The organism is Algoriphagus sp., assembly GCF_024642405.1.
Classification (GTDB): Bacteria; Bacteroidota; Bacteroidia; order Cytophagales; family Cyclobacteriaceae; genus Algoriphagus.
In genome coordinates, this window is sequence record NZ_JAHEBC010000001.1 from 16618 (window position 1) to 40497 (window position 23880).

Sequence of the window (23880 nt, forward strand, 5' to 3'; positions counted from 1 at the left end):
ATACCATCTATAAAAACAGAAGTCGATAAATTAAAATAATTCAGAAGTAAATACCGCTAAACTTATATTAAGTAAAATATTATTTCTTTTCATTTTTAAAGATTAAGATTGGAGACCATGGTTTCGTTGGTTTTGAGTATAAATCATCAAATTCAAATGATCATATTACCACATCCATATCCCCATCGAGATCTAAATCACCTTTTGTCATGATTAACCAATGAGACTCAGTGTTAGTGTTAAAAGGTGAATAAGGATCAAACTCTAGAATATTTGTTTGCTCAAAATAGAGTAAACTTTGTGTAGGTTTTTGTTCTACATCTGGGAAGAATGATAAAACGAATAAATCCTTATCACCATCTTGATCAAAATCTTCAATTTCCAATCCACTTGAACCATACATTGGATAAAACCAAAATTGCTCAAATTCTAAATCTCCCTGATTTCTAAAAATTCTGACTCCATGAAAATCCTTAAGGATCTGGGATAAATCAGCATTATCTCCATTCACTAGTACCAAATCTTTTAAACCATCTCCATCCATATCCTCAAAAGAGAAATCACTAGAACCAAAAGCTGGCTGAAATCTTAATACCGTCTTTTCTTCGAAAACTCCATCCCCTTGATTCAAGAAAGCAAAAAAACCTTCATTCGCTTGAGTCATCAAAGCCAGTATATCCAAATCACCATCTGAGTCTAAATCCTCAATTACTACCTTTCTTGCTCCAGGAGCATTTTTTAAAATGATTTTATTCCAATTTTGGTTTGCTGAGAGGTAAAGACTTAAGTCCCCAATATGGTTACCGAATTCACTGATAACTTTATCTAAAACACCATCATTATTGAAATCTGCGTATTCAATGTCCACAGGTCTTTTCAAAACCCCAATATTAGATGTGGAATTCCACTTATTTTCTGATTCTTTAAATTGATGAACAGAGCCTAACGAATCATTTGAAGGATCCATAAGCCCCATGGTCAATAGTTCAAAGTCATTGGTCGTATTTCCCCACCTTATGTCAATAGGGGCTGTTTCAGTTCCTATTGAGTCTTTTATTTGAAAACCTGCTTTAGAGTTTAATATAAACAATGATTTGTATCTATGACCAAGCCATAAATCACCAGTATTTGGATGAATGCGAAGCATTGTTACTAAATCCGGATACATTTCGGAAAAGGTTGGTTTTATTAACTCAAATCCTGGAATTCCCAACTTAATTGCTTTTTTCTCTTTTTGTGGATTTGGCAATAAAGGAGAGTTTTCTAAATAATATTCCACTATTTTATCCCAATCTTTTTTCTTAATTAATGGAAAATCGGAATAAATCCCTTTTGGGATATCCATATCCACCGGCATAGTAGTTCCAAAATCTTCATCCAAGAAAAGTCCTAACCTTTTTCGCATATCGGGAAGAACTTTTTCTCCCCAGGTTTTTTGATCCAAAATATCAGGATCTGGTTTTAAATGACAAGTCGCACAATAAGCATTCGCCAACTGTTCACCATTAAGTTTCAGATCAGTTGAAGCCAACTGATTTAAAGAGGGAGGAGGTTGCTTCCTCTCAGAAATTGGGCCGCAAGAAACAAAGCCAAAAAATAAAATGAGTATTAAAAACCGAAATAAAATCATAGAGATTCAATAGCTTCAAGAAACTGAGATACCATATCTTGATCTACGCGAAGATGCTTTTTAAAAGATTCTGGGTCATCTGAAAATGAAACATCTGGATTTACAAAGTTGTTTTTATTTGATTTCCACCTTTTACATGAAGCGTGAACATCTTTTAAAAATCCTTCATTTGCCAAAATCGAAACATGCTCAGGCTGAGTTCCACCTCCAGGCATAATTGAAATTCTATCTTTTGAAATCTGAATCAAATTCTTCAATAATTCCATACCTTCTGTTACGGTATTCTTTCCTCCTGAAGTGAGAATTCTCTCAAAGCCTAGAGCAATTATTTTTTCAAGTGCATCAAAATGGTTTGAAGCAGCATCAAAGGCCCGATGAAAAGTACAAGGTTTTCCAGAGGCAGTCCGCATTAGGGTTTCACAGGCCGAAATATTGACATTTCCATCATAGTCTAATATTCCGAAAACAAAACCATCAGCTCCCAATTCGCCTAGCAATTCAATATCCCTTTTCATCACCATCAGTTCTTTTTGAGAATAGGCAAAATCCCCTCCTCTAGGCCGAATCATTGTGAAAATCGGGATATCTACCTCAGATTTAAGAAACTTCAACATGCCTGCACTTGGTGTTTCTCCTCCTTCAGGGAAATTTGAACATAACTCTAATCTATTCACACCATATTCCGCTGCTTCTAATGCAGCCTCGACACTGAAAACAGGAGATTCCAGAACAATCTTATTCATTTTAAAAATGGCTTTTAGAATCTATCATGATATTAGAGGACAATGTGCCTTTAGCAAAGTTAAAACCTGGGTGCACTGCGTATGCGCCGAATTCCCCATCTTTGTTGATCGCCAAGAAACCTGCTTGAAGATCATTAATGTTATCATTTTTGGAAATTAATCTTTTTACAGCTTCTTCGCATGCCTCTTGTGGTGTTCTTCCCTGCCTCATCAATTCTACAATTAGAAAACTTCCACAAATTTTTATGATAGACTCTCCCAAACCAGTAGCGGTAGCAGCCCCAACTTCATTGTCAACATAGAGCCCAGCTCCAATTATTGGACTATCTCCTACCCTTCCATGCATTTTATAAGCTAAACCACTAGTGGTACAACTTCCAGCTAAATTACCATTAGAATCAATTCCAATCATACCAATCGTATCATGATTCTCTATGTTGATAATAGGTTTATATTTACTGTTGATTTTCCATTTCTCGTAAGCCGCCTTGGCGTTTGGGCTTAATTCCTCCTTTTCTATTGGGAACCCTTCTGCAATAGCAAGCTGCCTCGCTCCTTCTCCCACTATCATCACATGAGGGGTCTTTTCCATTACAACTCTTGCTAATGAAATAGGATGTTTAACTTGCCTGACAAATGCTACTGACCCACAAGAGCCATCCCCGGTCATAATTGATGCATCCAAAGTAGTTATACCTTCTCTATCAGGTAATCCTTGCAATCCTACTGAAAGGTTACTCAAATCTAATTCAGTATCCATTACACCAGTTTCCATGGCATCTAGGATACTTCCAGTTTCTTTATATTTGGAAATTGCAGCGGCATTTGCCGGCAATCCATGATTCCAAGTGGATAAAATCAAAGGTTTTTCGCCAATCAGTATTTCTTTCGGCGAATTTTTAAATGCATTAGCAACACTTGGTAAAAATATGGCAGAACCCAAAATGGACTTCTTTATAAACTTTCTTCTTTCAGACATAAAACTTAATTTGGGACAAGGCATGAAATTATTAAAAATGCCTTTAAAAAAGCGAATCTTCCTACAATTCATTCACAAAAACTATCATGATGAGACCATATATTTTAAAAGAGGCTAGCTGGAAAAACCTAAAAACAGATCGCTTTGAATTAGCAATTCTACCTTGGGGAGCAACTGAAGCTCATAACTATCACATGCCTTACGGAACTGACGTTTATGAAGCGGATGCAGTGGCTGAAGAAAGTGGTAGAAAAGCCTGGGCAAAAGGCGCAAATATAATTGTATTACCTACCATTCCATTTGGAGTAAATACAGGCCAATCAGATATTTATTTGGATATGAATTTAAACCCAAGTACCCAATTAGCTATACTTAGAGATTTAATTGAAGTATTAAATCGACAAGGTTTGAAAAAACTCTTGATCGTAAATAGCCATGGAGGAAATGACTTTAAAACTATGCTTCGTGAATTAGGTCTTTCATTTCCTGAAATGTTGCTTTTCACATGTAATTGGTTCCAGGCTTTGGATAAGGATAAATATTTTGAAGAAAAAGGAGACCATGCTGATGAAATGGAAACTTCCTTAATCATGCATCTACAACCACATTTAATTTCCCCATTGGAAGAGGCTGGAAATGGCGAAGAAAAGAAATCTGTTATTACAGGCCTCCGTGAAAAATGGGCTTGGGCTGAAAGAAAATGGTCTGAAGTAACCGAGGATACTGGAATAGGAAATCCAAAAAAAGCCTCCCCTGAAAAAGGAAGGCTTTATTTTGAAGATGTAACTGATAAAGTAGCAGAATTGATGGTTGAAATTTGCCAAGCTGAACCAGGAAAACTCTATAAATAATTAGTTGAGGGAATTCAGTTCAATTTCTTTTACTTGACCTTTATAATCAATGGTTTTAATTCCTTTAATTCCAGCAGGAATAATTATTTCCCGACTGGGTTGAGAAAGAAAACCTTCTCCTAGGCTGGTATCGAATCTTTGAGTTTTACCATTACCTAAATCAAAAATAACAGCCATAACATCCAAATTTGGTCTTATGGTTTTATTTGCAAATTCTACCTGTTGAAATGCCTTTAATTTACCTCTATTTTGAGATGCAATTAAAAGATGATCTCCTTCAGCAGATCCAAGACTTACTAATGCTTTTCCATCCCCTGGCACAAGAAAACCGCTTTCTTTTGCACTGACTGGTGTAAAACCTCCTGTGCCGTCTCCTTCTAAAATCAATCCGATGTGCGCATCCAATTTCCCAACAAAAATCTCATTGCCATAGTCGTTTCCAATAAGTGCTAAATCTAAAAATCCATCCTTATTAAAATCTTCTGAAACCAGTCCATTTATTGGGCCAACTTGAGCTAGGCGCGGCAAAGGTTTCAACCGGAATTTTCCGTTTCCTAAATTCTCTACGTAAGCTGAATTATCGTAATTACCTGTCAAAATTAAAGCGCCTTCCTTTTCTTGCGGAGTTAACAAGTCTTGTTCAGTACTTAATGCATATGTTTTATAGCGCTCATATTTTCTCCTAAACAAAGTACTTTGACCATATAAATCCCCCCAAAAATGGCTCGGATATGATTTATAATTACCTTCTCGATCCTTATAAAATGCAAAAGTGACAGGGTCTACACTTCCATTATTGTCGAAATCTTTGGCATATACTTTAACAGGCATTTCAGGGCTAGGATTTTGAGGGTTATTTGCTCCGAGGTTTCCGATAACAAAATCCGAATCTCCATCTTGATCAAAATCTCCGGAAATTATTGAATTCCACCATCCGAGATAGTTCTCCAAACCTGTATTTTCTAATTTGGTAAATTCTCCTCCATTATTCTTGAAAACTGTGATAGCCATCAATTCACCAACTACCACTAAATCAACTTGTCCGTCAGAATCAATATCTGACCAGATAGCATCGGTAACCATCCCTATATTCCTTAAATCTGGAGCCAAATCATCAGTCAAATCTTCAAGTATTCCATTATTATTTTTAAGAAGAAAACTTTTCTCTGGCAAAGGATAATTACCCATTGGAGTTCTTCCTCCAACAAAAAGATCCATAAACCCATCCCCATCAAAATCAGCTCCTCTTACGGCAGAGCCACTTGCCTTAATACCTGAAAAATCCTTATCTAATGTGAAATTTCCTTTTCCATCATTCAAATAAATCCTATCAGTATATTCAGCAGATTCTGGAAGAAATTCATTGCTTCCACTTACTAAGTATAAATCCAGATCTTTATCATTATCCAGATCAAACAAGAGCATTCCCATTTCTTCAAAAACAGGATTTTCTCCACTTAGAATATCAACTTCTGAAAATCCTCCATCTTGATTTTGAAAAAATGCTTTTGGAAAATACCCGCTTGAGGACCCTACAATCAAATCTTCCAACTCATCTCCATTAATATCTCCTACTGCTAAACTCGGCCCATATTGAGAAAGCTTATGTGGAATTGTACGTTGTGTGTAAAAATCTATTTTATCGTCCTCTTGATGCAAATAATTTAGTCCACTGATTTCGGTAATATCTCTAAATATTTTAGCCTTTTCATTAAAATCTATGATAGCCTTTTGATGCAACCCTGAAATTGACTCACCATAATTTAATAACAACACCTGATTAACAGGTACATTTGTCAGTTTTTGTTCTTTTCCATCAGGCCAAATAATAGAAACTTCTGAAGCTTCATCTTCAGACCCTAAACCAAAATGCATAATTGGGTCAATGGAAGACATATATCCCCTTACAATTTGTTGCTCTTGGTAGAGTCTATTCCCATTTCCTAGTTTGATAGATATTTTAGAACCCAACCCATTAGGATTTTCTTTGGTACCTTTTAGGCTGATTCTGATATAATTACCTTTTTCTTTTGATTCTGATAATTTGTTTTCAAAAACGAATGCCGGATCATTGATATTATTGACTAAATAGTCTAGATCACCATCCAAATCCAAATCTACCAATGCTGCTCCATTGGAAAATGAAGGTTTATTTAATCCCCATTCAGCGCTTTTATCTTCGAAAGCTAATTCACCAGAGTTCCGGAATGCATAATTAGGAATCTTCACAATAGGAATTGAATCCAACAATTGTCGAACAGTGGCTATACTCCCTACATCCGCACGGTAGTTTGCAAAATCCTTGTCTGTAATATCTCTAGGGAAGCCATTAGTTACCAAAAGATCTCTCATTCCATCATTATCAACATCTCCAAACAAAGGTGCCCAACTCCAATCCGTCTGATAAACACCTGCCATCATCCCAACTTCACTAAATGGAACCCCAGGCCCATTATTCATATGAAGCATATTCCTTACATATTGGTACTCATAGCCCCATTGCTCATTATTAATATAAGTCTGATAAGCATTATTTCCGATGGTAGTTTTCTTTCTATAATTACCTTCTCCCAGCATATCCAAAGTGAAAATATCGGGAAGCCCATCATTGTTAAAATCCGAAATATCTGAGCCCATGGAGAATTGACTTTGGTGTCTTAGATTCTCACTTATTTTATTACTAAAAGTACCATCTTGGTTATTAATGTATAATAGATCATTCGTTACATAATCATTGCTAACATGAATATCCGGCCAACCGTCATTGTTCAAATCAGCAATCAACAATCCAAGTCCGAATCCTTCAATGGTTATCCCAGCCTCAATTGTGATATTGGTGAATGTTCCATCACCATTATTTCTATAGAATGCATCATTGTTAATAGCAGTACCATCAACGATTTTCTCCCGGTAATTACTAGGAGTAACTTTACTTTGCTCATTATTCAGCACATAAAGATCCAAGTCTCCATCCAAATCATAATCAATAAATGCTGCTCCCATTCCGTTTCCAGCATCAGCAATACCATATTGACTAGCCATTTCTTCAAAAGAAACATTTCCATCTTTATCGACTCCTTTGTTTACAAAAAGAAGATTATTTCGTTGACCAGGGCCTTTCATCATAGCAGCTGCTACATAAATATCCATGAGCCCATCACCATTAATATCTATAGCAGTAGTTCCTGTACACCATCTATCACTTGCCTCAATCCCGGCAATGCTCGATATATCCCTGAATTTAAAGTTCCCCTGATTCAAGAAAAGTTTATTAGCCACCTGATTCCCTGTAAAAAAAACATCCGGGAAACCATTATTGTCAAAATCAGCAATGGCCATTCCACCTCCATTGAAAATATATTCATCCGTCAGAATATTGAAAGAATCAGTTTCAACTATAGTGTTTGAGAATGTAATCCCTGTAGATTCTGGAGATTTTAATTCGAATAAGGTAGACTCTTTTTTACAGGAGGAAAATGCAAAAAGCATAACTCCCAAAAAGAGAAGGCACTGGGATTTCATAATGTTTTTTGATTGGGTTATGGATCGGTCAAATTAGCATTTTTGAAATATATGAGAAAAGAATTTTACAATTTAAATCCTCATTAAAACAAAAAGAGAAGGTCAATGACCTTCTCTTTTTTATTAAAATTCCAAAGAAAATTAGAACCCAGGATTCTGAATAAGAATATCAGAACCTACTAAGTCAATTTGATCTTGAGGAATCGGTACATATTTAAATTTATCAGAATAAGATGCTCCACCAAGAGCAGCTGCTAAGAGCTGGCCATCCAAGGCAAAATAGAAATCAAGTTCTTCCTTAGCGGTATTCCATCTAACTAAATCATAGAATCTATGTCCTTCCATACCAAGCTCAAGCAATCTTTCCATTCTCACAGCTCTTCTTGCTAGATCAGCATCAGACCAAGGAGAATCATAAGTTGAAATAACATAATTAGCAGCCATATCACCACTTTCTCTTTCAAGTTTAGAGTTAATAGCTCTTGTTCTAACTAAGTTCACATACTCTCTAGCTTTCTCAAGTCCACCTGTCTCTATTTCAGCTTCTGCAGCCATCAAAAGAACATCAGCAAATCTGATAATCATAAAGTTGATTCCAGTATAACCTGGAGTCCATGAACTGTTATCTTGGAAAGATCCCTCTTCAGATTTAGCATATACATACTTTCTTGGAGAGTATGGTCCACCATTTGGCTGATTTCTAATCCAAGCAGCGCCTGGATGATCTTGCCAATCAAGATATGGAATACCTCTTCTACCTACAGTATGATCAAGTCTAGGATCAAGCGGGCCAGCGTCTGGAGTAAATGGATCCCCTGAAACAAGTCCCATGTCATTTTTCACACGATTTGCAGGGTCATTGTAAGACTTATCCAGCAATGGAAGTCCATTAGCCGTTCTAAATGCATTTACAAATGTAAAACTAGGCTGGAAGAATCCACAACAGTTACCTGGACCAGAAGGGCCTGTATTGTAAGGGAAGTTCAAGTCAAACTCAGGGTTAGCATTATTCACCGAACCTGTACCTGCTGCAGACTGATAAGCCCAAACAGACTCTTGATGATTATCATTCACGCCTCGGAACATATCATCATAATAATCTACTAGACCATACTTCAATCCATTACTAGTAACACCGTTTGCTATTACATCATCAAACATAGCCTTAGCAGCTCCGAATTTACCTTGGTAAAGTAAAATTTTACCCATGTAAGCTTTCGCAGCCCATGAATTAACCCGACCTACCTGAGCTTGAGTTGGAGCAAGATTATTGATAGCATATTGCATATCAGCTTCAATAAAAGGCCATAAGTCCTGATTGTTACTGATCTCTTCAAGACCGTTGCCATAATCTACTGTTTCGTCTACATAAGGAGTATTGTTATAATCCCTTTTCAATTCAAAATAGAAATGTCCTCTTAAGAAACGTGCTTGTGCTGATATTCTAGTTTTATCAGCCTCTGTAACATCCTCCTGAGCACTTTCAAGAAGTCTCAATACATTATTTGCACGAGCAATCCCCTCATAAGCTACGTTCCACTTTGAACCCATGTCACCACCAGCTGCATTGTTTTCAAAACGCTGAATAGGGTTGATTGTGGTAAAATCACCAGGGTCAGTACCCTTATTTGCTTCACCACCACGAATACTTCCCCAAACCCAGTTGGATGGTGATCCTAATCTGTTACCTCTACCGTTAACTTGCGAATACGCCGCAATCAGTGAAGCTTCGATACCTGCAAGTGAAGTAAGCTGTGCTTCCGCAAGTAAACCTGTGGGTGGCACATCTAGAAAATCATCACTACAGCTTACAGCCACCATCATAATTGCTGATGACAATAACGCTCCGATTTTTAATTTATAATTCTTCATTTTTTTTAATCAATTATAGTTTCTATAACTCGATTTTCTCTTTTGTGTTTCTTAGAAACTAAGATTTACACCAAAAGTATAACCTCTAGTAACTGGATAGTTACCTACGTCGATACCAAAGCTTAAATCTGCGTCTCCACCAACAGCTGGGTCAAGTCCAGAATAACCAGAAATTGTGAACAAGTTATTTGCTGAAGCAAAAACTCTAACTCTTTCCATTCTCCATCTTTCCAACAAAGAAGCTGGAAGGGTATATCCTAAACTAACGTTTTGTAACCTTAAGTAAGATCCATCTTCAACGTAGAATGAATTCGCTACGTTAGATGTTGAGAAGTTTGAAGTCTTTTCAACAACTGGAATTTCTGCATCTAAATTTTCAGGAGTCCAAGCTTGCTTTAAACGCTCAGAAATCGCAGCTCCTTCAAATGTCTGGAAGAAGTCTGTAAACCACTTAGACTGATTCCAGATTTCGTTTCCGATAGATGTATAGAAATAAGCAGATAAATCTAATCCTTTATATCCTACAGTAAAGTTCAATCCACCAGTGAAATCTGGAACTGGATTACCAAGAACAACACGATCATCAGGAGTAATTACACCATCATTGTTAGCATCTCTAAACTTGAAACGTCCAGGAGCAGCTCCATCTTGAGTTGCGTGGCTAGAAACATCTTCAGCATTTCTAAATAACCCTTCTACGTCATATCCAAAGAAAGTAGAAAGTGGCTCTCCCACTTGATTTCTAATTGGAGTAATACCACGATAAGCAGGGTTAACGGAAGTGATGATATCCAAACCTGGTGCTAGAGAAACAATCTCATTTTTCAAAGTGGATGCCGTCACTGTCAATTCGTAAGTGAATTCACTAGAAAGATTTCCTCTTGTAGAAACAAATAAGTCCAATCCTCTGTTCAACATCTCTCCAATGTTAACTGCCGGAGGAGCTGCATTAGATCCTGCTGTTTGTGGAATTGGAACTGTAAAGAGCAAGTCTTTAGTATCCTTTTTCCACCAATCAAAAATCACATCCAAACGTCCATTGAAGAATGTACCGTCAAATCCAATATTTTGAGTTACAGCTGTTTCCCACTGTGCATTAGGGTTACCAATTCTAGTTCTTCTAAATCCGATTAATGCAGAAGAGTTAGATCCACTGATGTCATAAGAAGATGCTCCAACATTACCACCAAATAGTGAGTATTGGTTGTTAGGATCTACGTTATTGGAGTTACCCATTTGACCCCAACCACCTCTAATCTTCAAATCATCAATCCAGGTATTACCTGATAAGAAACCTTCAGATGAAAGTCTCCAAGCGGCAGAAAATGCAGGGAACACACCATATCTGGCATTAGCTCCAAATCTTGAAGAACCATCTCTTCTAACCACAGCACTAAGTAAATACTTATCGTTGTAGGTATAGTTAAGCCTTCCGAAATAAGAATTAAAATTAACTCCTTTGTACAAATCTGAATTAACTTGTCTTGAGGAAACTGGTAGGTTTGAAATATTGATGAAGTCAGGATCTCTTGAAAATGGATTCTGTCCTGAGGCACTCATATTTCTACCCGCTCCTGTATTTAAGGCCTCTTGACCTAAAATCACATCAAACGAATGCTTGTCAAATACTTTTTTGTAAGACACTGTATTGGTGAATGTCCAACCAAATACAAATCCTGCTCCTTCATTGTAACCAAACGCTGAGTTATTTTCAGAGTTTTCATACTGAAGTCTAGAATAGCCCCAGAAGTAGTAGTTGTTATACTGACCTCCGATGGAAGTTCTGAAAGTCAAATCATCAATGATATCATACTCAGCATAAATGTTTCCAAATACATTGGCGTTGAAGTTTCTGTTGTCGATTTGACCGTCTCTGTTAGCCACTGGGTTTCTTGGGTTGTTAAAACCTCTTGCCGCAGTACCACCATATCCACCAAACTCATCATACACTGGAATGATAGAAGGCATCCTAAATGCCTGAAGAATATCGTTTTCATCATCTGATACACCTCTACCACCTGTACCACCTTGCTGGCCAAGTACTTGGCGATAGGTAGCCTGGAAGTTTTCACCTATTCTTAATTTATTGGTCACATCAAATTCAGAATTTGCTCTTAAAGAGTATCTCTTAAATTCGTTTCCGATCATAATACCTGCTTGCTCTTGGAAACCAAGACCAATAAAGAATCTGCTTGTTTCAGAACCACCATTCAAACCTATAGAATGTCTGTTAAGAGGAGCATTTCTTGTCAAGGCATCATACCAATCAGTACCCTCGCCAGTTGCAGCTCTAACCACTTGGTATATTGCGCCTTTTGAAGGATCAATGTTATATTTTGCTCTTTCTTCTTCTAACTGAGCAGCGGAAAATGGTCCAGGTACACCAGAAGCTCCGCCTACGTTAATATAATAAGGCAATACAGGAGATGATCCAGATCCAAATTGTGGGTGACCATAAGCTGGAGCACGACCATCAATAATTGCTTGATTTGTCTCTGCAAGCCATGTATACTGAGCGAAGTCCTGTGGATTCATCATATCCAAGCCCTTGCCTGGTGTGGTTACACCATACATACCATTATAATCAACACGGATTTTCTGATTTCCTCTTCGACCTCTTTTAGTAGTGTAAATGATTACACCGTTAGCAGCTCGAGCTCCATATATTGAGGCAGCAGCAGCATCTTTCAAAACTGTTGTTGAAGCAATATCATCAGGATTTAGAAAGTCAGTTGAACCTACAGGAACACCATCAACTACATAAAGTGGCTCATTACCACCGAATGCACCAAAACCCCTTACACGAATAATAGAAGAAGTACCTGGCTGACCGTTAGTAATTACCGTCACACCTGATACCCGTCCTTGAAGGGTTTGTTCTACGTTACCAGTAGGAATAATAGTCAAATCTTTAGGGTCTACGGTTGCAATGGCACCAGTAGTCTCCCTTCTACTGTCAATTGTATAACCCGTTACAACTAGCTCTGTCAGTGTAGTTTCATCCGGAGTCATTTTGACATCAATAATACTTCTGTTTCCGACAGACTGCTCTATAGCAGTATAGCCGATAAATGAGAAGACCAAAACAGCTTGGTCATTTGGGACATTGAGGGAAAATTTTCCATCAATATCAGTGGCGGTACCTGTAGTTGTCCCTTTCACAAGAACAGAAACTCCTGGAAGTCCTACATCATACTCGTCCAAAACAGTTCCAGTTACGGTTTTTTGTGCAAAAGCTGCCGCACTGGAAAGAACTAAGAGCATTATTAGGGCACTTAGACTTTTGTAAACATTTTTCATAAACATAGATAGATTGGGTAACAAGATTAATTGTAAATACTTGTTTTTCAATTGTAAATGCAATCGATTGCGATGATTCGCAAAATAACACGCTTGTAGCGTCTTAATGTGGAACTCTAAATTTGTGTTATACCGTGGTAATATACCTGCAATAGGGTTTAAGCCCTTAGGTTTGAGTGCATCGAACGATGCATTAGTGAAAACTAATTGTAGAAAAGATGATGCATAGGCAATCGTTTTGGGTTTTATTGTTACTCTTGACCTTCAATGTTAAATATTCTAAAACAAAATTCAAATTCAAAACCCAAAAATTAAATTTGGTTTGTAAAAAGAATTACAAACCAAAATTATAATGAATTATACATTCACTTATTAATTGGTTGATTAATTACATTTACCAGAATATTCCGACTTATTAAATGCCTTTTTTACAAAAATTAATATGATTTATTAGAAAAATAAAATTCTGTTAATTTTCTAAGTCTGGCCTAAAAATCTCAAAGAATTCTTGAGTTTCTCGAATTTCTTCGAATTCCGGATCAATCAAGGCTCTTTGATATAGAACCTCGCTAGCATCAATTGCGGCCTTTAAATGTATTAATACAACTTCTTTTTGACCACTCGCGGCCGCAATCAATGCTAGTCCATAATAACCATATCCGTATGACCGTCCTGCTGTAACCGACTCTTCAAAAGAAAGACTTGCATTTGCATAGTCTCCACTCATAAAATAAGCCAATCCCTTATTGAAAAAATCCTTGGGATCTGAATACTGATATTGAAAGCGTAAAGTCGCTAATTTATAATCTCCCCTTATTATATCAAGAGCTCCTCTCAGACTTTCATTTGATTTTATAAAATCCTCATTTTTAGTTAAAACGGAGGCATCTGATAATTTTTTGTATGCTTCCCAAGCATACCCTTGCAAAACGAGAATCTGACCTTGATTGTGAAGAACATAGGGATTATTGTCAATTCTTGCGGCTTGCTCTAATAACCTATTAGCTTCTTCCCATAATAAAGCCTTCCTCTCGGGATCCAATGTTCTTTGGGCTTGCCTCATTTTGACCACAGCCAAATTATTATAAGGTATGACTGATCTATATAATTCAGTCATCTTACTATAAATCTCTTCTTTATCTTCAAGCCTTGGTGAAGATTCACCAGCGATTGCCCATTCTATTTGACTCAAGCCAGAATTTACCCCCGTTCCTACTAAAGCTTCTTTGAGTTTAGAAGCCTGTTCCTGATTTAAGCCAGGTAAAGGCTTTGCGAAAATTTCTATTTTAGCTGATCTTAACTTAGGGAATAAATCTTTGGAAACTTGACCAAATCCATTGATACTCCTTAATTCTGAAGATTGAGATTGGTAATCTTTACCATTTAATAAAATAGAATATAATTGATCCTTTTTTTGGGTGGATAATTTATCATAGTCCCTTAATAATAATCTAAAGTCAAACCAATCATTCCATCGGGAAGAAATTTCCACTAAACTATCTTCAAAAAGAAAATTAGAATTATTTAAATAATCTAAAGCTGCCTTCGCTCTATCCATCCCCAGTTTACTACTCCTACCTTCAGCAGATTCAGGTGATTGAGTCCCTGTGATTTTAACAGACGAAATGGATGGAAATAGTAAAATAAAATTTTTAAGGCTATCGAGAACCTTATCATTTTGATTGCCTCCTTCAACTTTGAAAGAGCCTTCTCTAAATAAAATTGAAAACTCACCGTATCTGGAGAGATCTTTATCCAAACTTCCTGTTGGTATAAAAAGCCCCACCTGAGGGATCGGTTCATCGGGACTTACTTTTCCTACTTTTGCTAATAAAGGAGTAGTGATTATACCCTTGGCTAGAATCTTTTTTTCGGCAGGCTTATCAATATTTTTCCCTTGGAAAAATAAAGCTTCTAAAACAGAGCTTTCCATCCAAGATTCATATTTGAATTTAAAATCCTTTTTATAACTATACTTTCCTACCAGCTTCTGTAAAACCACTTCTCCCAGATCCAAACTTCTTTCTGAACCTCTGAGGCTAATTTCTATCCTTGGGTTTTTCGGACTTAAAGCTGAAACAATTGGAATCTCACCTGAAACCTGAAAAGAAACAGAATCTCTTTGAAAAACTATTTTAGAAGGAACTACTTTAGAATTTTCAAGAAAATTACTTTCAGGCACTATTCTTGACCCACAAGAAATGAGCATAAAGGCAGTGAGAAAAAATAAAATTGTTTTTAAAAACAATCGATTAAACATTGGGCTTTATAGTTTGGATCAACATTTTTTTTAAATTTAAGCTACTAAACCACTAATTAGACCATGGAAAAGATAAAATTATTCTTTGAGGAAAGGGCTTTTGGAGTTTGTTCTAGATTAGGAGAGAAATTAAACTTCCCTATTGACAGCATTCGATTATTTTTTATTTATACCTCATTTATCACAATGGGTTCTCCAGTGATAATTTATGTAAGCATGGCAATGATGATGAAGATTAGAAAATACTTTAGAAAAAGTAACAATCCAGTATTATTTGATTAAAGGGAATTAAATGTCTTTCTTCTAAGCAAACCAGTTTTCAATATAAGAAAACGAACGGGACCTCGAGATGAAATTGCCAATTCTTGATTGGATATTATTTTTTGTCTCTTGGAAAGATTTCGGTTGGAAATAAACTCACGGTACCCCCTAGCAATCGATTTAGCATTTTCTTTTTCTCCTTTTACTAAAAATAAGATTGCAGCTATCATCTCGAAGAATAGTTTTGCAAGGAAAATCATCCAAAAAACTACCCCTCTTTCATTTTTATAAATCATCATTAAATTATTCCGAATGTTTAAAAATAGCTTTTTTGGACTATTTCTATTCAATGTGGCCCCTCCAATATGATACACTTTTACACCTCCGAAATACCCTACTTTCCAACCAAGATTTCGCATTCTCCAGCATAAATCAATTTCCTCCATATGAGCGAAAAAGTGTGCGTCAAAACCGGATAAACTGTGGAATACTTCTGCTTTTACCAACATACAAGCCCCAGAAGCCCAATCTACATCTATAGAATCATCATACTGACCGTTATCATTTTCTATATGTTCCCAAATTCTACCCCTACAATATGGATATCCAAGTGCATCTATAAATCCTCCCCCCGCTCCTGCATAATCAAATTTTTGAGGATCTTGATAAGAAAGGATTTTCGGTTGAAAAGCTGCGTATTCCGGAAGTGAGCTCGCATAAGAAACAAGATTAAGATCCCAATTGGGAGTTACTTCCACATCTGAATTTAAAAGAATATAATAGTGATATTTACCTTCTAATTCTGAAAGTCCCCAATTATATCCACCTGCAAAACCAAAATTTTCTTTTAGCAGGATTAAGTTTATGGTGGGGAATTCATTTTTTAAAATTGAAATAGACTGATCGCTACTTGCATTATCAATAACCCAAATATCCAATTGGCTATGAGCCAAAACTGAAGGAAGAAATTTTTTTAGCATTTCTTCCCCATTGTAATTGAGTATGACTATCGCACAGGATTTCATGTGATAAAAATAGGATTATATATGGTCACATGGAATCTATAAAATTTGAAAATCAAACGATGGTGCGACATTCCTGCATGGCTCGATCTCATCCAAACATTCCGCCTAAATCCATTCCTGGGATATTTGGAATAACCCCATCTGTTGCAGATTTCATGGCTGCTTTTATTTTTATTTCTATTGCTTCCATCGCAATATTCGTGGCAGCAACCACAAGATCACTTAACATTTCTTTATCAGCTGGTGTCAATAATGACTCATCTAATTCAATTTTTAGTACTTTCCGATCGCCATTCACAATTACTTTTACCAGTCCTGCACCTGACTCACCCTCTGCGGTAAGATGAACTAATTTTGACTGAGCTTCTTTTATTTTAGCTTGGGCATCTTTTATTTTACCCATCATTCCCATGATATCAAACATATTTTTCTCTTTAACTTAATTCTAACTAATTTATTTTCAATATTATACAGTCTTCAAATAAAAGCTGATTCATTTATTTTGTCTCTTATAAGAGGAAAAGATTTAATAGACTGGAAAATTTTATCAAATTCAAATTTCTTGTAACTTTTTAAAAGACTTTTAAGTATAAAAACTATCCAAACCATACTTTTATGAAACCAATCGAACCCATTGAAAAAGAGCACCTTGCAAACCTTTATTTTAGTAAAATTGAGGTAATCCCAGATCCAGAATTACGAAAAGCCCGTATGGCAAAGTTATACCGGTCTCAAACTCTAGGTAATCTTCTTCAAACTAAGGTACTTTTGACTTTTAAAGCAGCTGATGAACAAATATATCAGGTATATACAACTGTATGGGCAGTTGGTGGAGATTATATATCCTTGAAAGGCGGAATGACAATTCCTATTACCTCGATTTTAGAAATAGATTAATCCCCTAATAAAACTGAAATCACTTCATTCAACTTCAAATTTTCTTGATTCCCTGAGTCTAGATTCTTAAGGGCCAAACTCTCAGTTTCAATTTCATTATCTCCACAGATACCAACGAAAGGAATTCCCTTTTTAGTGGCAAAATCTAATTGCTTTTTCACTTTCGTCAAATCAGGGAAAATTTCCGCTTTTACACCGGCTCTTCTAAGATGTGATAAGATTCTTAATGCATAACGAAAGCCATTCTCATCAAAATGAGCAAGTAAAATTTGCGTGCTTTTCAAACTTTCCTCAGGAAATATATTCAGCTCCTCCATCACATCATATAAGCGATCCACACCAAAAGAAAAACCAACTCCAGAAACTCCAGGCAAACCAAAAACGCCTGTCAAGTTATCATATCTCCCTCCTCCACTCACTGAGCCGATTGATACTCCATTCACTTTCACTTCAAATATCGCCCCTGTATAGTAAGATAAACCTCTGGCAAGCATAATATCAAAATCCAAATGATCCAGATCCTCTCCCATTTGATTGAGAATCTCAAGCAATTCTTCAAATTCTGAAACTCCAATCAAGCCAATCTCACTACCTGCCAAGAACTCCTTTAAAAACTCAATTTTACCTTTTAGGTTTGATTCTAGTTTAACCAAAGGTTCTAATTTTGATAAGGATTGTTCACTAAACTCCCTTTGAGCTAGTTCCTCCTTTACTTTAATCCAACCAATTTTGTCCAATTTATCAATTGCAATGCAAAGTGGACCTTCTTTTCCCGATTCACCAATTGCCTCAGAAATCCCTGTGAGAATCTTTCTATTATTGACTTTTATATCGTAATCTGTTAAGCCTAGCTTAGCAAAAACATCTCGAATCATTAAAATAATTTCCGCTTCGCAAACCAAACTATCTGTTCCCACCACATCGGCATCGCACTGATAGAACTCTCTATATCTTCCTTTTTGAGGCCTATCAGCACGCCAAACAGGTTGAATTTGAAATCTTTTAAAAGGGAAACTAAGCTCATTCCTGTTCATCACAACAAATCTGGCAAAAGGCACTGTCAAGTCATATCGCAAACCTTTCTCAGCTACTTTAGGCAAAGTGGCTTTAGCTCCTAATGAAAAATCTTCTTGGGTTACATTTTTGAGAAAGTCACCGCTGTTTATGATTTTAAAAAGTAACTGATCCCCTTCATCTCCATATTTTCCAGTCAACGTAGAAAGATTCTCCATTGCAGGTGTTTCGATCTGTTGGTAGCCAAATAACTGGAAGGTTTCTTTAATAGAATTCAGAATAAAGTTCCTACGAGCCATTTGAATTGTTCCAAAATCTCTTGTTCCTTTGGGAAGGCTAGGTTTTTGCATGCTTATTCAGGTGATTTAGATTTCAAATTTATTCAAAAAATGGAAAACAGCCCCCTTTATAGGAATCTATTAGAATTAATTTCATGATAGTTCTAGGCTAAAAAGATTTGTTTTCTTAATTTTGCGCTTCGTTTCGAAACAATAACATTAAAAATATACGACCATGGCAGTTACAACTTTAAAAAGAAAGCTGAAAAGAAAAAGATTATCTCAGAATACTCGAGTGATCAAAATTAAGCAACTGAGCGCTAAGCCAGTAATCAAAAACGTGGACGTTGAAGAATTGAAAAAATCTTTCGATAAATAATGTCCTGATTATCGGGTAAAAAGCGGTCAACTGGCCGCTTTTTTTATTTCCCCCTTTTTCCTAATTCGACAACTTTTAAATTTTTAATATTCCCTGCTTCTAAATCAAATAAAAGCAAGGTTCTCATTTGATGAAATCCTTGTTGGCCTATAGCCCCAGGGTTCATATATAGGCAATTTAAAGCTTTATCATATTCAACCTTACAAATATGGGAATGCCCACAAATGAAAAGATCTGGATTTGATTCTTTAATTTTTGATTTCACTCCTTTGGCATACCTTGGAGGCTTACCGCCTATATGCGTCATTAAAATTTTTACACCTTCTGTTTCCCAAAAAGCCCACTCAGGATAAATACTTTGGGATTCCAGATCATCAATATTTCCAAATACAGCCCTTATCTTTTTTCCTTTCGGTAAGGATTCCATTACATCTCTGTTTCCGATATCACCCGCATGCCATATTTCATCCACATCTTGAAGAAAAGAAAGGGTTTTTTCATCAATATGGCTGTGAGAATCAGAAATCAGGGCGACCTTAGTGGGCATTTGAAAATAATAGGGTTAAATTTCTTATAATTTTAAACCCAAATTAATCACAACAACCCGATCCATTATGAAATCTTTAAGAAATTCCATCTTTTACAGCATTGCAGTACTCGTAATTTTCTCCTGTTCTAAAAACGAATCTTACGACTCTATTGATTCTCTGACGGCTCAGAAATTCGAAGAGATCGTCAATACTAACAAAGAAGCAATTATCCTGGATGTTAGAACACCTGATGAATATTCAGAAGGACATATTTCAGGAGCACTTAATATAGACTATATGGACGACGCCTTCGAACAAGAAATTGCAAATCTAAATAAAAGCAAAACTTACCTTGTTTATTGCAAAGCCGGTGTAAGGCAGGATAAGGCTAGCATCAGGATGAAAGAACTTGGTTTTGAGCACATCATTTTATTAGAAGGCGGAATCACAAGTTGGCAGCAAAATGGAATGCCCCTTGAAAATTGAGGCTTTGCTTTTGATCTTTTAAAAAATTGAAGGATTGCCAAAAAAACAGACAGATAGTGCATTTTAGAATTTGAAAGTGCGAAAACTGTGAGTTTGGGATAAATAAGGAGATTAATCCATCGGGGTATTTTTGCAATTGCCCAATTCCTTTCTATTTTTACGAACCAAATTTTGTCTTAAACTAATGAGAGAATTACAGTTTCGTGAAGCCCTGAGAGAGGCCTTGTCTGAAGAAATGAGACGTGATAAAAGCGTTTTCTTGATGGGAGAAGAAGTTGCTGAATATAATGGAGCTTACAAAGTGTCTCAAGGGATGCTAGATGAGTTCGGACCAGAAAGAGTCTACGATACGCCTATCGCTGAACTTGGTTTCGCCGGTTTGGGGGTTGGAGCAGCGATGAATGGTTTAAAACCCGTCATTGAATTCATGACTTTTAACTTTTCATTGGTAGCTATCGATCAGATTATCAATTCCGCCGCCAAAATGCTTGCCATGACTGGGGGAGCTTATAGTGTGCCAATTGTATTTCGTGGCCCAACAGGAAACGCAGGTCAATTGGGAGCTACTCACTCTTCAAATTTTGAAAATTGGTTTGCCAATACCCCTGGACTAAAAGTAATTGTTCCTTCAAACCCTTATGATGCAAAAGGTCTTTTAAAGGCCGCTATCCGAGATCCAGATCCTGTAATCTTCATGGAATCTGAGGTGATGTATAGTGATAAGGGTGAAGTTCCAGACGGAGAATATTTACTTCCAATCGGAGTGGCTGATATCAAAAGAAAAGGAAAAGATGTAACCTTGATTTCTTTTGGGAAAATGATGAAAGTTGCACTCCAAGCTGCTGAAGAAATGGCAAAAGAAGGAATTGATTGCGAAGTAATTGATCTAAGAACTGTTAGACCAATCGATTATGCCACTTGTATTGAATCAGTTAAGAAAACAAACAGAGTAGTGATTGTTGAAGAAGCTAATCCGCTTGCTGCGATTTCTTCCGAATTAACTTATCACTTCCAGAGATATGCATTCGATTATTTAGATGCACCTGTGATACGGGTAAATTCAATGGATATACCATTAAGTTATTCACCAACATACATCGATGTGACGATTCCTAATGTAAAAAGAACCGTAGATGCTATTAAGAAAGTATCCTACAAGAATTGATTTTCTCTGACACACAAAAAAAAACCGGCCTCAAAAAGGCCGGTTTTTTTCATTATTACCCAATCTATCTATTAATTATTTTTAAACTCTATAAAGTTGAAACCTTGGGAATCCCAAGGTTTCAACAAGAGATATTTTATTTATTATTATTGGTCATTCCTCCGGTTGCCCCACCTTGATTCATGTCGCCACCGTCGCCACCACTTTTTAAATCATCGTTATTCACAGACTTCTTTCTTCTTTGTCTCTGATCCATGCTAAGCTTACCGATTCTATAGCTGAAGTTAATTTTGAAGTTCATATTTCTCATCACGTTTGTACTGTTTTGAACAATAGTTGGTGTGATGATTTCATTTCTAACTTTGAACTCTTTTGCTAAGAAGTTATCTGCTCCGAATCCGATACTACCTCTTTTCTCATTGAATTGTTTATTCAATCCAAGACCGTAAGCAGCAAATCCACCTTGAGATCCTTGTAATTGAACTCTGTTACCTCTTGCAAAAGTGAAAAGTTGTACTTGCCAATCTTTAGGTAAAGTATAGTTACCAAACATCCTTCCACTAACTACAAAACCTGAGTTTGAAGCAGCAAAAGCAGGATCTGTTAATCCATTGTCCAACATCGCATAATAGGTATCGATACTTCCGTTCAATGAAAACTTACTACTGATATTGATGTTTGTAAAAATACTTCCACCAATTGCCTTTTCTTGTCCAATATTTTCATAGTTAGTCGAAATGACTCCGTCATCAAGAACATTTCTTACTGCTTGAATAGATCCAGTTGTGTTTCTATAGAATGCTGTGAAATTCAACATAGTCTCCTTGAAGTAAGTACTATAACCTAATTCATAATTATCTGTGAATTCAGGGTCCAAAGTTGGATTACCTTGTGATATTTGAGTTGGGTTAGAGACATCAATGTTTGGATTCAAATATCTTAAAGATGGACGTGAAATACGTCTATTATAAGCAGCCTTGATCAAATTACCATTGCTCATCTTTCTACTTAAATTCACACTTGGAACTAATGTTCCGTAGGATGGAATACTAACAGCGTTCTCTGTTTTAAAATCAGCATTGATTGTAGTATACTCATATCTCAATCCTGGCTTCAAAGTGTAATTCTTCAAGAATGTAGTCGTGTAAGACACGTATCCAGCTGTTACATTTTGATCGTAATTAAAGGCATTGGTCAAAGAAGGATTTTCACTTTCTATATACTCTCCATCTGCACCATCCGCCTGGAAATAAGCGAAATCTGAAATTGCTTTTCTAAGGATGTTTTTTGCCCCATATTCTAAGATTGATTTTCCATCTTTTCCTAGTGGCTCAACAAAGTCCAATTGAACAGTAAATTCTTCATTCTTGCTTGGATTATCATTCTTCAACCTTGAATCGATTGTAGCTAAATCTTCCTCAAACAAAATATTTACAAAAGAATTTTCACGATTATCTCTACTATACAAAGTCAAAAAGCTAATTTCTTTTCCTTTCTTCTCGAAGGTTTTGGTATAATTCAAACTTATATCAACAGAATTTGAATTGTCTTTTGTATCTGTTTCTCTTAAGGCGTTCCTTACTAAGTTCCCATCAAGAAAATTCTGGGTTAGGAAATTATTCTGCTGATTATTAGAATTTCTAATACCAAAATTCACAGCACCAGTAAGAAAATTATACTTATCAATTTCATAATCAACTCCAAAATTATATCTCCCAAAAAGATAAGTTCTGTCAGTATCAGCAGATTGTAAAATTGTTGAGGCTGAGTTATCTGGATTAGTTACGACTTGTTTGTTTTCAAATCCACCAATAGTATTGTAACCTGCTCTACCGAAGCCTCCCAAAGTAAATCCAAACTTTCCTTTTCTGGCACTTGCATTAAGACCAAAGTCAGAACCTCTTAAACCTGTACCAGTTCGAATGTTCATAGACATTCCTTGGAGATTGTTCTTCTTTGTTACAATATTAATTACACCTGAAGTTCCTTCAGCATCAAATCTTGCAGATGGAGAAGTGATTACTTCTACCGCCTTGATTTCATCAGCTGGGATTTGCTTCAATGCATCAGTTATACTACTGGCAGCAATTGCAGAAGGTCTGTTATCGATTAAGACAGTAATATTGCTACTCCCTCTCATTGATACGTTTCCATCTAAATCAACAGAAAGCATTGGAACTCTTCTCAAAACATCTGTTCCATCTCCACCAGCAGTGGTTTTATCATTCTCTGCTTTATAAATAGTTCTATCTACTCGCTCCTCAATTAATTCACGTTGACCTTGAACAGTTACCTCTTCTAGAGCAACCCCTTCGTCAGTCATAAGGATATCTCCTAAAACTACATCACCATTGGGAGATTCAACTTTAATATTTTGAACAGACTTGGTTTCAAAACCTAGAAAACTAATCTTAAGAGTATATTCTCCTGGAGTCATTCCGGTAATAAAAAATTTACCTTCATCATCTGCTACACCGCCGGCAATGTTTTCTTCAGTACCTGCAACATATAATGCAGCAGTTGCATAGGCTACTGGCTCTCCAGTATTCTGATCCTTTGCAACTCCGATGATTCTTGCCGGAGTTTTCTTTGTTGTTTCATTAGTTTGAGCCAAAATACTTGATGAGGCTACAGTGCTAAAAAACAGAATTAAATAAAATAATTTTTTCATGGTAGTTATTGCTGAGT

Annotated in this window: 17 protein-coding genes; 5 read left to right on the forward strand and 12 right to left on the reverse strand. The window is 36.3% G+C overall.

Going from position 1 to position 23880, the window contains the following annotated elements:
• Positions 1–160: 160 nt before the first annotated feature.
• Genes Q0L68_RS00095 through Q0L68_RS00105 form a run of 3 tightly spaced genes read right to left on the reverse strand, consistent with a single transcriptional unit; the run spans position 161 to position 3352 of the window.
• Complete coding sequence (locus Q0L68_RS00095; RefSeq protein WP_296697625.1) at positions 161–1630, reverse strand: VCBS repeat-containing protein; 1470 nt, start codon at positions 1628–1630, stop codon at positions 161–163.
• Positions 1627–2373 carry a copper homeostasis protein CutC gene (locus tag Q0L68_RS00100; RefSeq protein WP_296697627.1) on the reverse strand — a complete coding sequence of 249 codons (747 nt, stop codon included), beginning with the start codon at positions 2371–2373 and terminating at the stop codon, positions 1627–1629. Before Q0L68_RS00100 ends, Q0L68_RS00095 begins: the two co-directional genes overlap by 4 nt.
• A 1-nt stretch (position 2374) precedes the next feature.
• Positions 2375–3352 carry an isoaspartyl peptidase/L-asparaginase family protein gene (locus Q0L68_RS00105; RefSeq protein WP_296697630.1) on the reverse strand — a complete coding sequence of 326 codons (978 nt, stop codon included), beginning with the start codon at positions 3350–3352 and terminating at the stop codon, positions 2375–2377.
• A gap of 89 nt (positions 3353–3441) precedes the next feature.
• On the opposite strand from Q0L68_RS00105, the gene Q0L68_RS00110 reads away from it, so the two are divergent.
• The gene (locus tag Q0L68_RS00110) at positions 3442–4203 is read left to right on the forward strand and encodes a creatininase family protein (protein ID WP_296697632.1); all 762 of its coding nucleotides are present in this window, start codon (positions 3442–3444) and stop codon (positions 4201–4203) included.
• Here the strand turns inward: Q0L68_RS00110 and Q0L68_RS00115 are convergent, their stop codons facing one another.
• The 4 genes from Q0L68_RS00115 to Q0L68_RS00130 form a co-directional block, all read right to left on the reverse strand.
• Positions 4204–7725, reverse strand: coding sequence for a VCBS repeat-containing protein (locus tag Q0L68_RS00115; protein WP_296697636.1), 3522 nt, complete (start codon positions 7723–7725; stop codon positions 4204–4206).
• Positions 7726–7866: 141 nt separating this feature from the next.
• Positions 7867–9597 (reverse strand): RagB/SusD family nutrient uptake outer membrane protein, encoded by a 1731-nt coding sequence (locus Q0L68_RS00120; RefSeq protein WP_296697639.1) that lies wholly within the window; start codon positions 9595–9597, stop codon positions 7867–7869.
• 51 nt (positions 9598–9648) lie between these two features.
• Positions 9649–12903, reverse strand: coding sequence for a TonB-dependent receptor (locus tag Q0L68_RS00125; RefSeq protein WP_296697642.1), 3255 nt, complete (start codon positions 12901–12903; stop codon positions 9649–9651).
• A gap of 463 nt (positions 12904–13366) precedes the next feature.
• Entirely contained in the window at positions 13367–15157 is a 1791-nt protein-coding gene (locus Q0L68_RS00130) for a hypothetical protein (protein ID WP_296697647.1), read from the reverse strand.
• Positions 15158–15220: 63 nt separating this feature from the next.
• Between Q0L68_RS00130 and Q0L68_RS00135 the strand changes: the two genes are divergently transcribed.
• Positions 15221–15439, forward strand: a complete 219-nt coding sequence (locus Q0L68_RS00135) for a PspC family transcriptional regulator (RefSeq protein WP_296697649.1) — start codon at positions 15221–15223, stop codon at positions 15437–15439.
• Here Q0L68_RS00135 and Q0L68_RS00140 read toward each other — a convergent pair.
• Positions 15436–16443, reverse strand: a complete 1008-nt coding sequence (locus tag Q0L68_RS00140; RefSeq protein WP_296697651.1) for a glycosyltransferase family 2 protein — start codon at positions 16441–16443, stop codon at positions 15436–15438. The two genes, Q0L68_RS00135 and Q0L68_RS00140, sit on opposite strands and share 4 nt — an antisense overlap.
• Positions 16444–16531: 88 nt before the next feature.
• Positions 16532–16867 (reverse strand): YbaB/EbfC family nucleoid-associated protein, encoded by a 336-nt coding sequence (locus Q0L68_RS00145; protein WP_296697656.1) that lies wholly within the window; start codon positions 16865–16867, stop codon positions 16532–16534.
• 191 nt (positions 16868–17058) lie between these two features.
• On the opposite strand from Q0L68_RS00145, the gene Q0L68_RS00150 reads away from it, so the two are divergent.
• Complete coding sequence (locus Q0L68_RS00150; RefSeq protein ID WP_296697659.1) at positions 17059–17340, forward strand: hypothetical protein; 282 nt, start codon at positions 17059–17061, stop codon at positions 17338–17340.
• On the opposite strand, the gene hisS is transcribed toward Q0L68_RS00150, so the two are convergent.
• Together hisS and Q0L68_RS00160 are read right to left on the reverse strand one after the other, a co-directional pair.
• Positions 17337–18710, reverse strand: coding sequence for a histidine--tRNA ligase (gene hisS, locus Q0L68_RS00155; protein WP_296697701.1), 1374 nt, complete (start codon positions 18708–18710; stop codon positions 17337–17339). The two genes, Q0L68_RS00150 and hisS, sit on opposite strands and share 4 nt — an antisense overlap.
• A gap of 344 nt (positions 18711–19054) precedes the next feature.
• Positions 19055–19558, reverse strand: coding sequence for a metallophosphoesterase family protein (locus Q0L68_RS00160; RefSeq protein WP_296697661.1), 504 nt, complete (start codon positions 19556–19558; stop codon positions 19055–19057).
• Positions 19559–19625: 67 nt separating this feature from the next.
• Here Q0L68_RS00160 and Q0L68_RS00165 point away from each other — a divergent pair, with 67 nt between their 5' ends.
• Both Q0L68_RS00165 and Q0L68_RS00170 read left to right on the forward strand, forming a co-directional pair.
• Positions 19626–20027 (forward strand): rhodanese-like domain-containing protein, encoded by a 402-nt coding sequence (locus Q0L68_RS00165; protein ID WP_296697664.1) that lies wholly within the window; start codon positions 19626–19628, stop codon positions 20025–20027.
• A 184-nt stretch (positions 20028–20211) separates the two neighbouring features.
• The gene (locus tag Q0L68_RS00170; RefSeq protein ID WP_296697666.1) at positions 20212–21192 is read left to right on the forward strand and encodes a pyruvate dehydrogenase complex E1 component subunit beta; all 981 of its coding nucleotides are present in this window, start codon (positions 20212–20214) and stop codon (positions 21190–21192) included.
• A gap of 136 nt (positions 21193–21328) precedes the next feature.
• On the opposite strand, the gene Q0L68_RS00175 is transcribed toward Q0L68_RS00170, so the two are convergent.
• Entirely contained in the window at positions 21329–23863 is a 2535-nt protein-coding gene (locus Q0L68_RS00175; RefSeq protein WP_296697668.1) for a TonB-dependent receptor, read from the reverse strand.
• Positions 23864–23880: the final 17 nt, after the last annotated feature.

What these genes read in the sequence shown, in the direction of transcription:
- Q0L68_RS00150 (WP_296697659.1), top strand. Translation starts at nt 17,059, where the DNA reads ATGAAACCAATCGAACCCATTGAAAAAGAGCACCTTGCAAACCTTTAT.
- Q0L68_RS00100 (WP_296697627.1), bottom strand. Translation starts at nt 2,373, where the DNA reads ATGAATAAGATTGTTCTGGAATCTCCTGTTTTCAGTGTCGAGGCTGCA.
- Q0L68_RS00160 (WP_296697661.1), bottom strand. Translation starts at nt 19,558, where the DNA reads ATGCCCACTAAGGTCGCCCTGATTTCTGATTCTCACAGCCATATTGAT.
- Q0L68_RS00135 (WP_296697649.1), top strand. Translation starts at nt 15,221, where the DNA reads ATGGAAAAGATAAAATTATTCTTTGAGGAAAGGGCTTTTGGAGTTTGT.
- Q0L68_RS00145 (WP_296697656.1), bottom strand. Translation starts at nt 16,867, where the DNA reads ATGTTTGATATCATGGGAATGATGGGTAAAATAAAAGATGCCCAAGCT.
- Q0L68_RS00095 (WP_296697625.1), bottom strand. Translation starts at nt 1,630, where the DNA reads ATGATTTTATTTCGGTTTTTAATACTCATTTTATTTTTTGGCTTTGTT.
- Q0L68_RS00170 (WP_296697666.1), top strand. Translation starts at nt 20,212, where the DNA reads ATGAGAGAATTACAGTTTCGTGAAGCCCTGAGAGAGGCCTTGTCTGAA.
- Q0L68_RS00120 (WP_296697639.1), bottom strand. Translation starts at nt 9,597, where the DNA reads ATGAAGAATTATAAATTAAAAATCGGAGCGTTATTGTCATCAGCAATT.
- Q0L68_RS00110 (WP_296697632.1), top strand. Translation starts at nt 3,442, where the DNA reads ATGAGACCATATATTTTAAAAGAGGCTAGCTGGAAAAACCTAAAAACA.
- Q0L68_RS00115 (WP_296697636.1), bottom strand. Translation starts at nt 7,725, where the DNA reads ATGAAATCCCAGTGCCTTCTCTTTTTGGGAGTTATGCTTTTTGCATTT.
- Q0L68_RS00165 (WP_296697664.1), top strand. Translation starts at nt 19,626, where the DNA reads ATGAAATCTTTAAGAAATTCCATCTTTTACAGCATTGCAGTACTCGTA.
- Q0L68_RS00125 (WP_296697642.1), bottom strand. Translation starts at nt 12,903, where the DNA reads ATGTTTATGAAAAATGTTTACAAAAGTCTAAGTGCCCTAATAATGCTC.
- Q0L68_RS00130 (WP_296697647.1), bottom strand. Translation starts at nt 15,157, where the DNA reads ATGTTTAATCGATTGTTTTTAAAAACAATTTTATTTTTTCTCACTGCC.
- Q0L68_RS00140 (WP_296697651.1), bottom strand. Translation starts at nt 16,443, where the DNA reads ATGAAATCCTGTGCGATAGTCATACTCAATTACAATGGGGAAGAAATG.
- Q0L68_RS00175 (WP_296697668.1), bottom strand. Translation starts at nt 23,863, where the DNA reads ATGAAAAAATTATTTTATTTAATTCTGTTTTTTAGCACTGTAGCCTCA.
- Q0L68_RS00105 (WP_296697630.1), bottom strand. Translation starts at nt 3,352, where the DNA reads ATGTCTGAAAGAAGAAAGTTTATAAAGAAGTCCATTTTGGGTTCTGCC.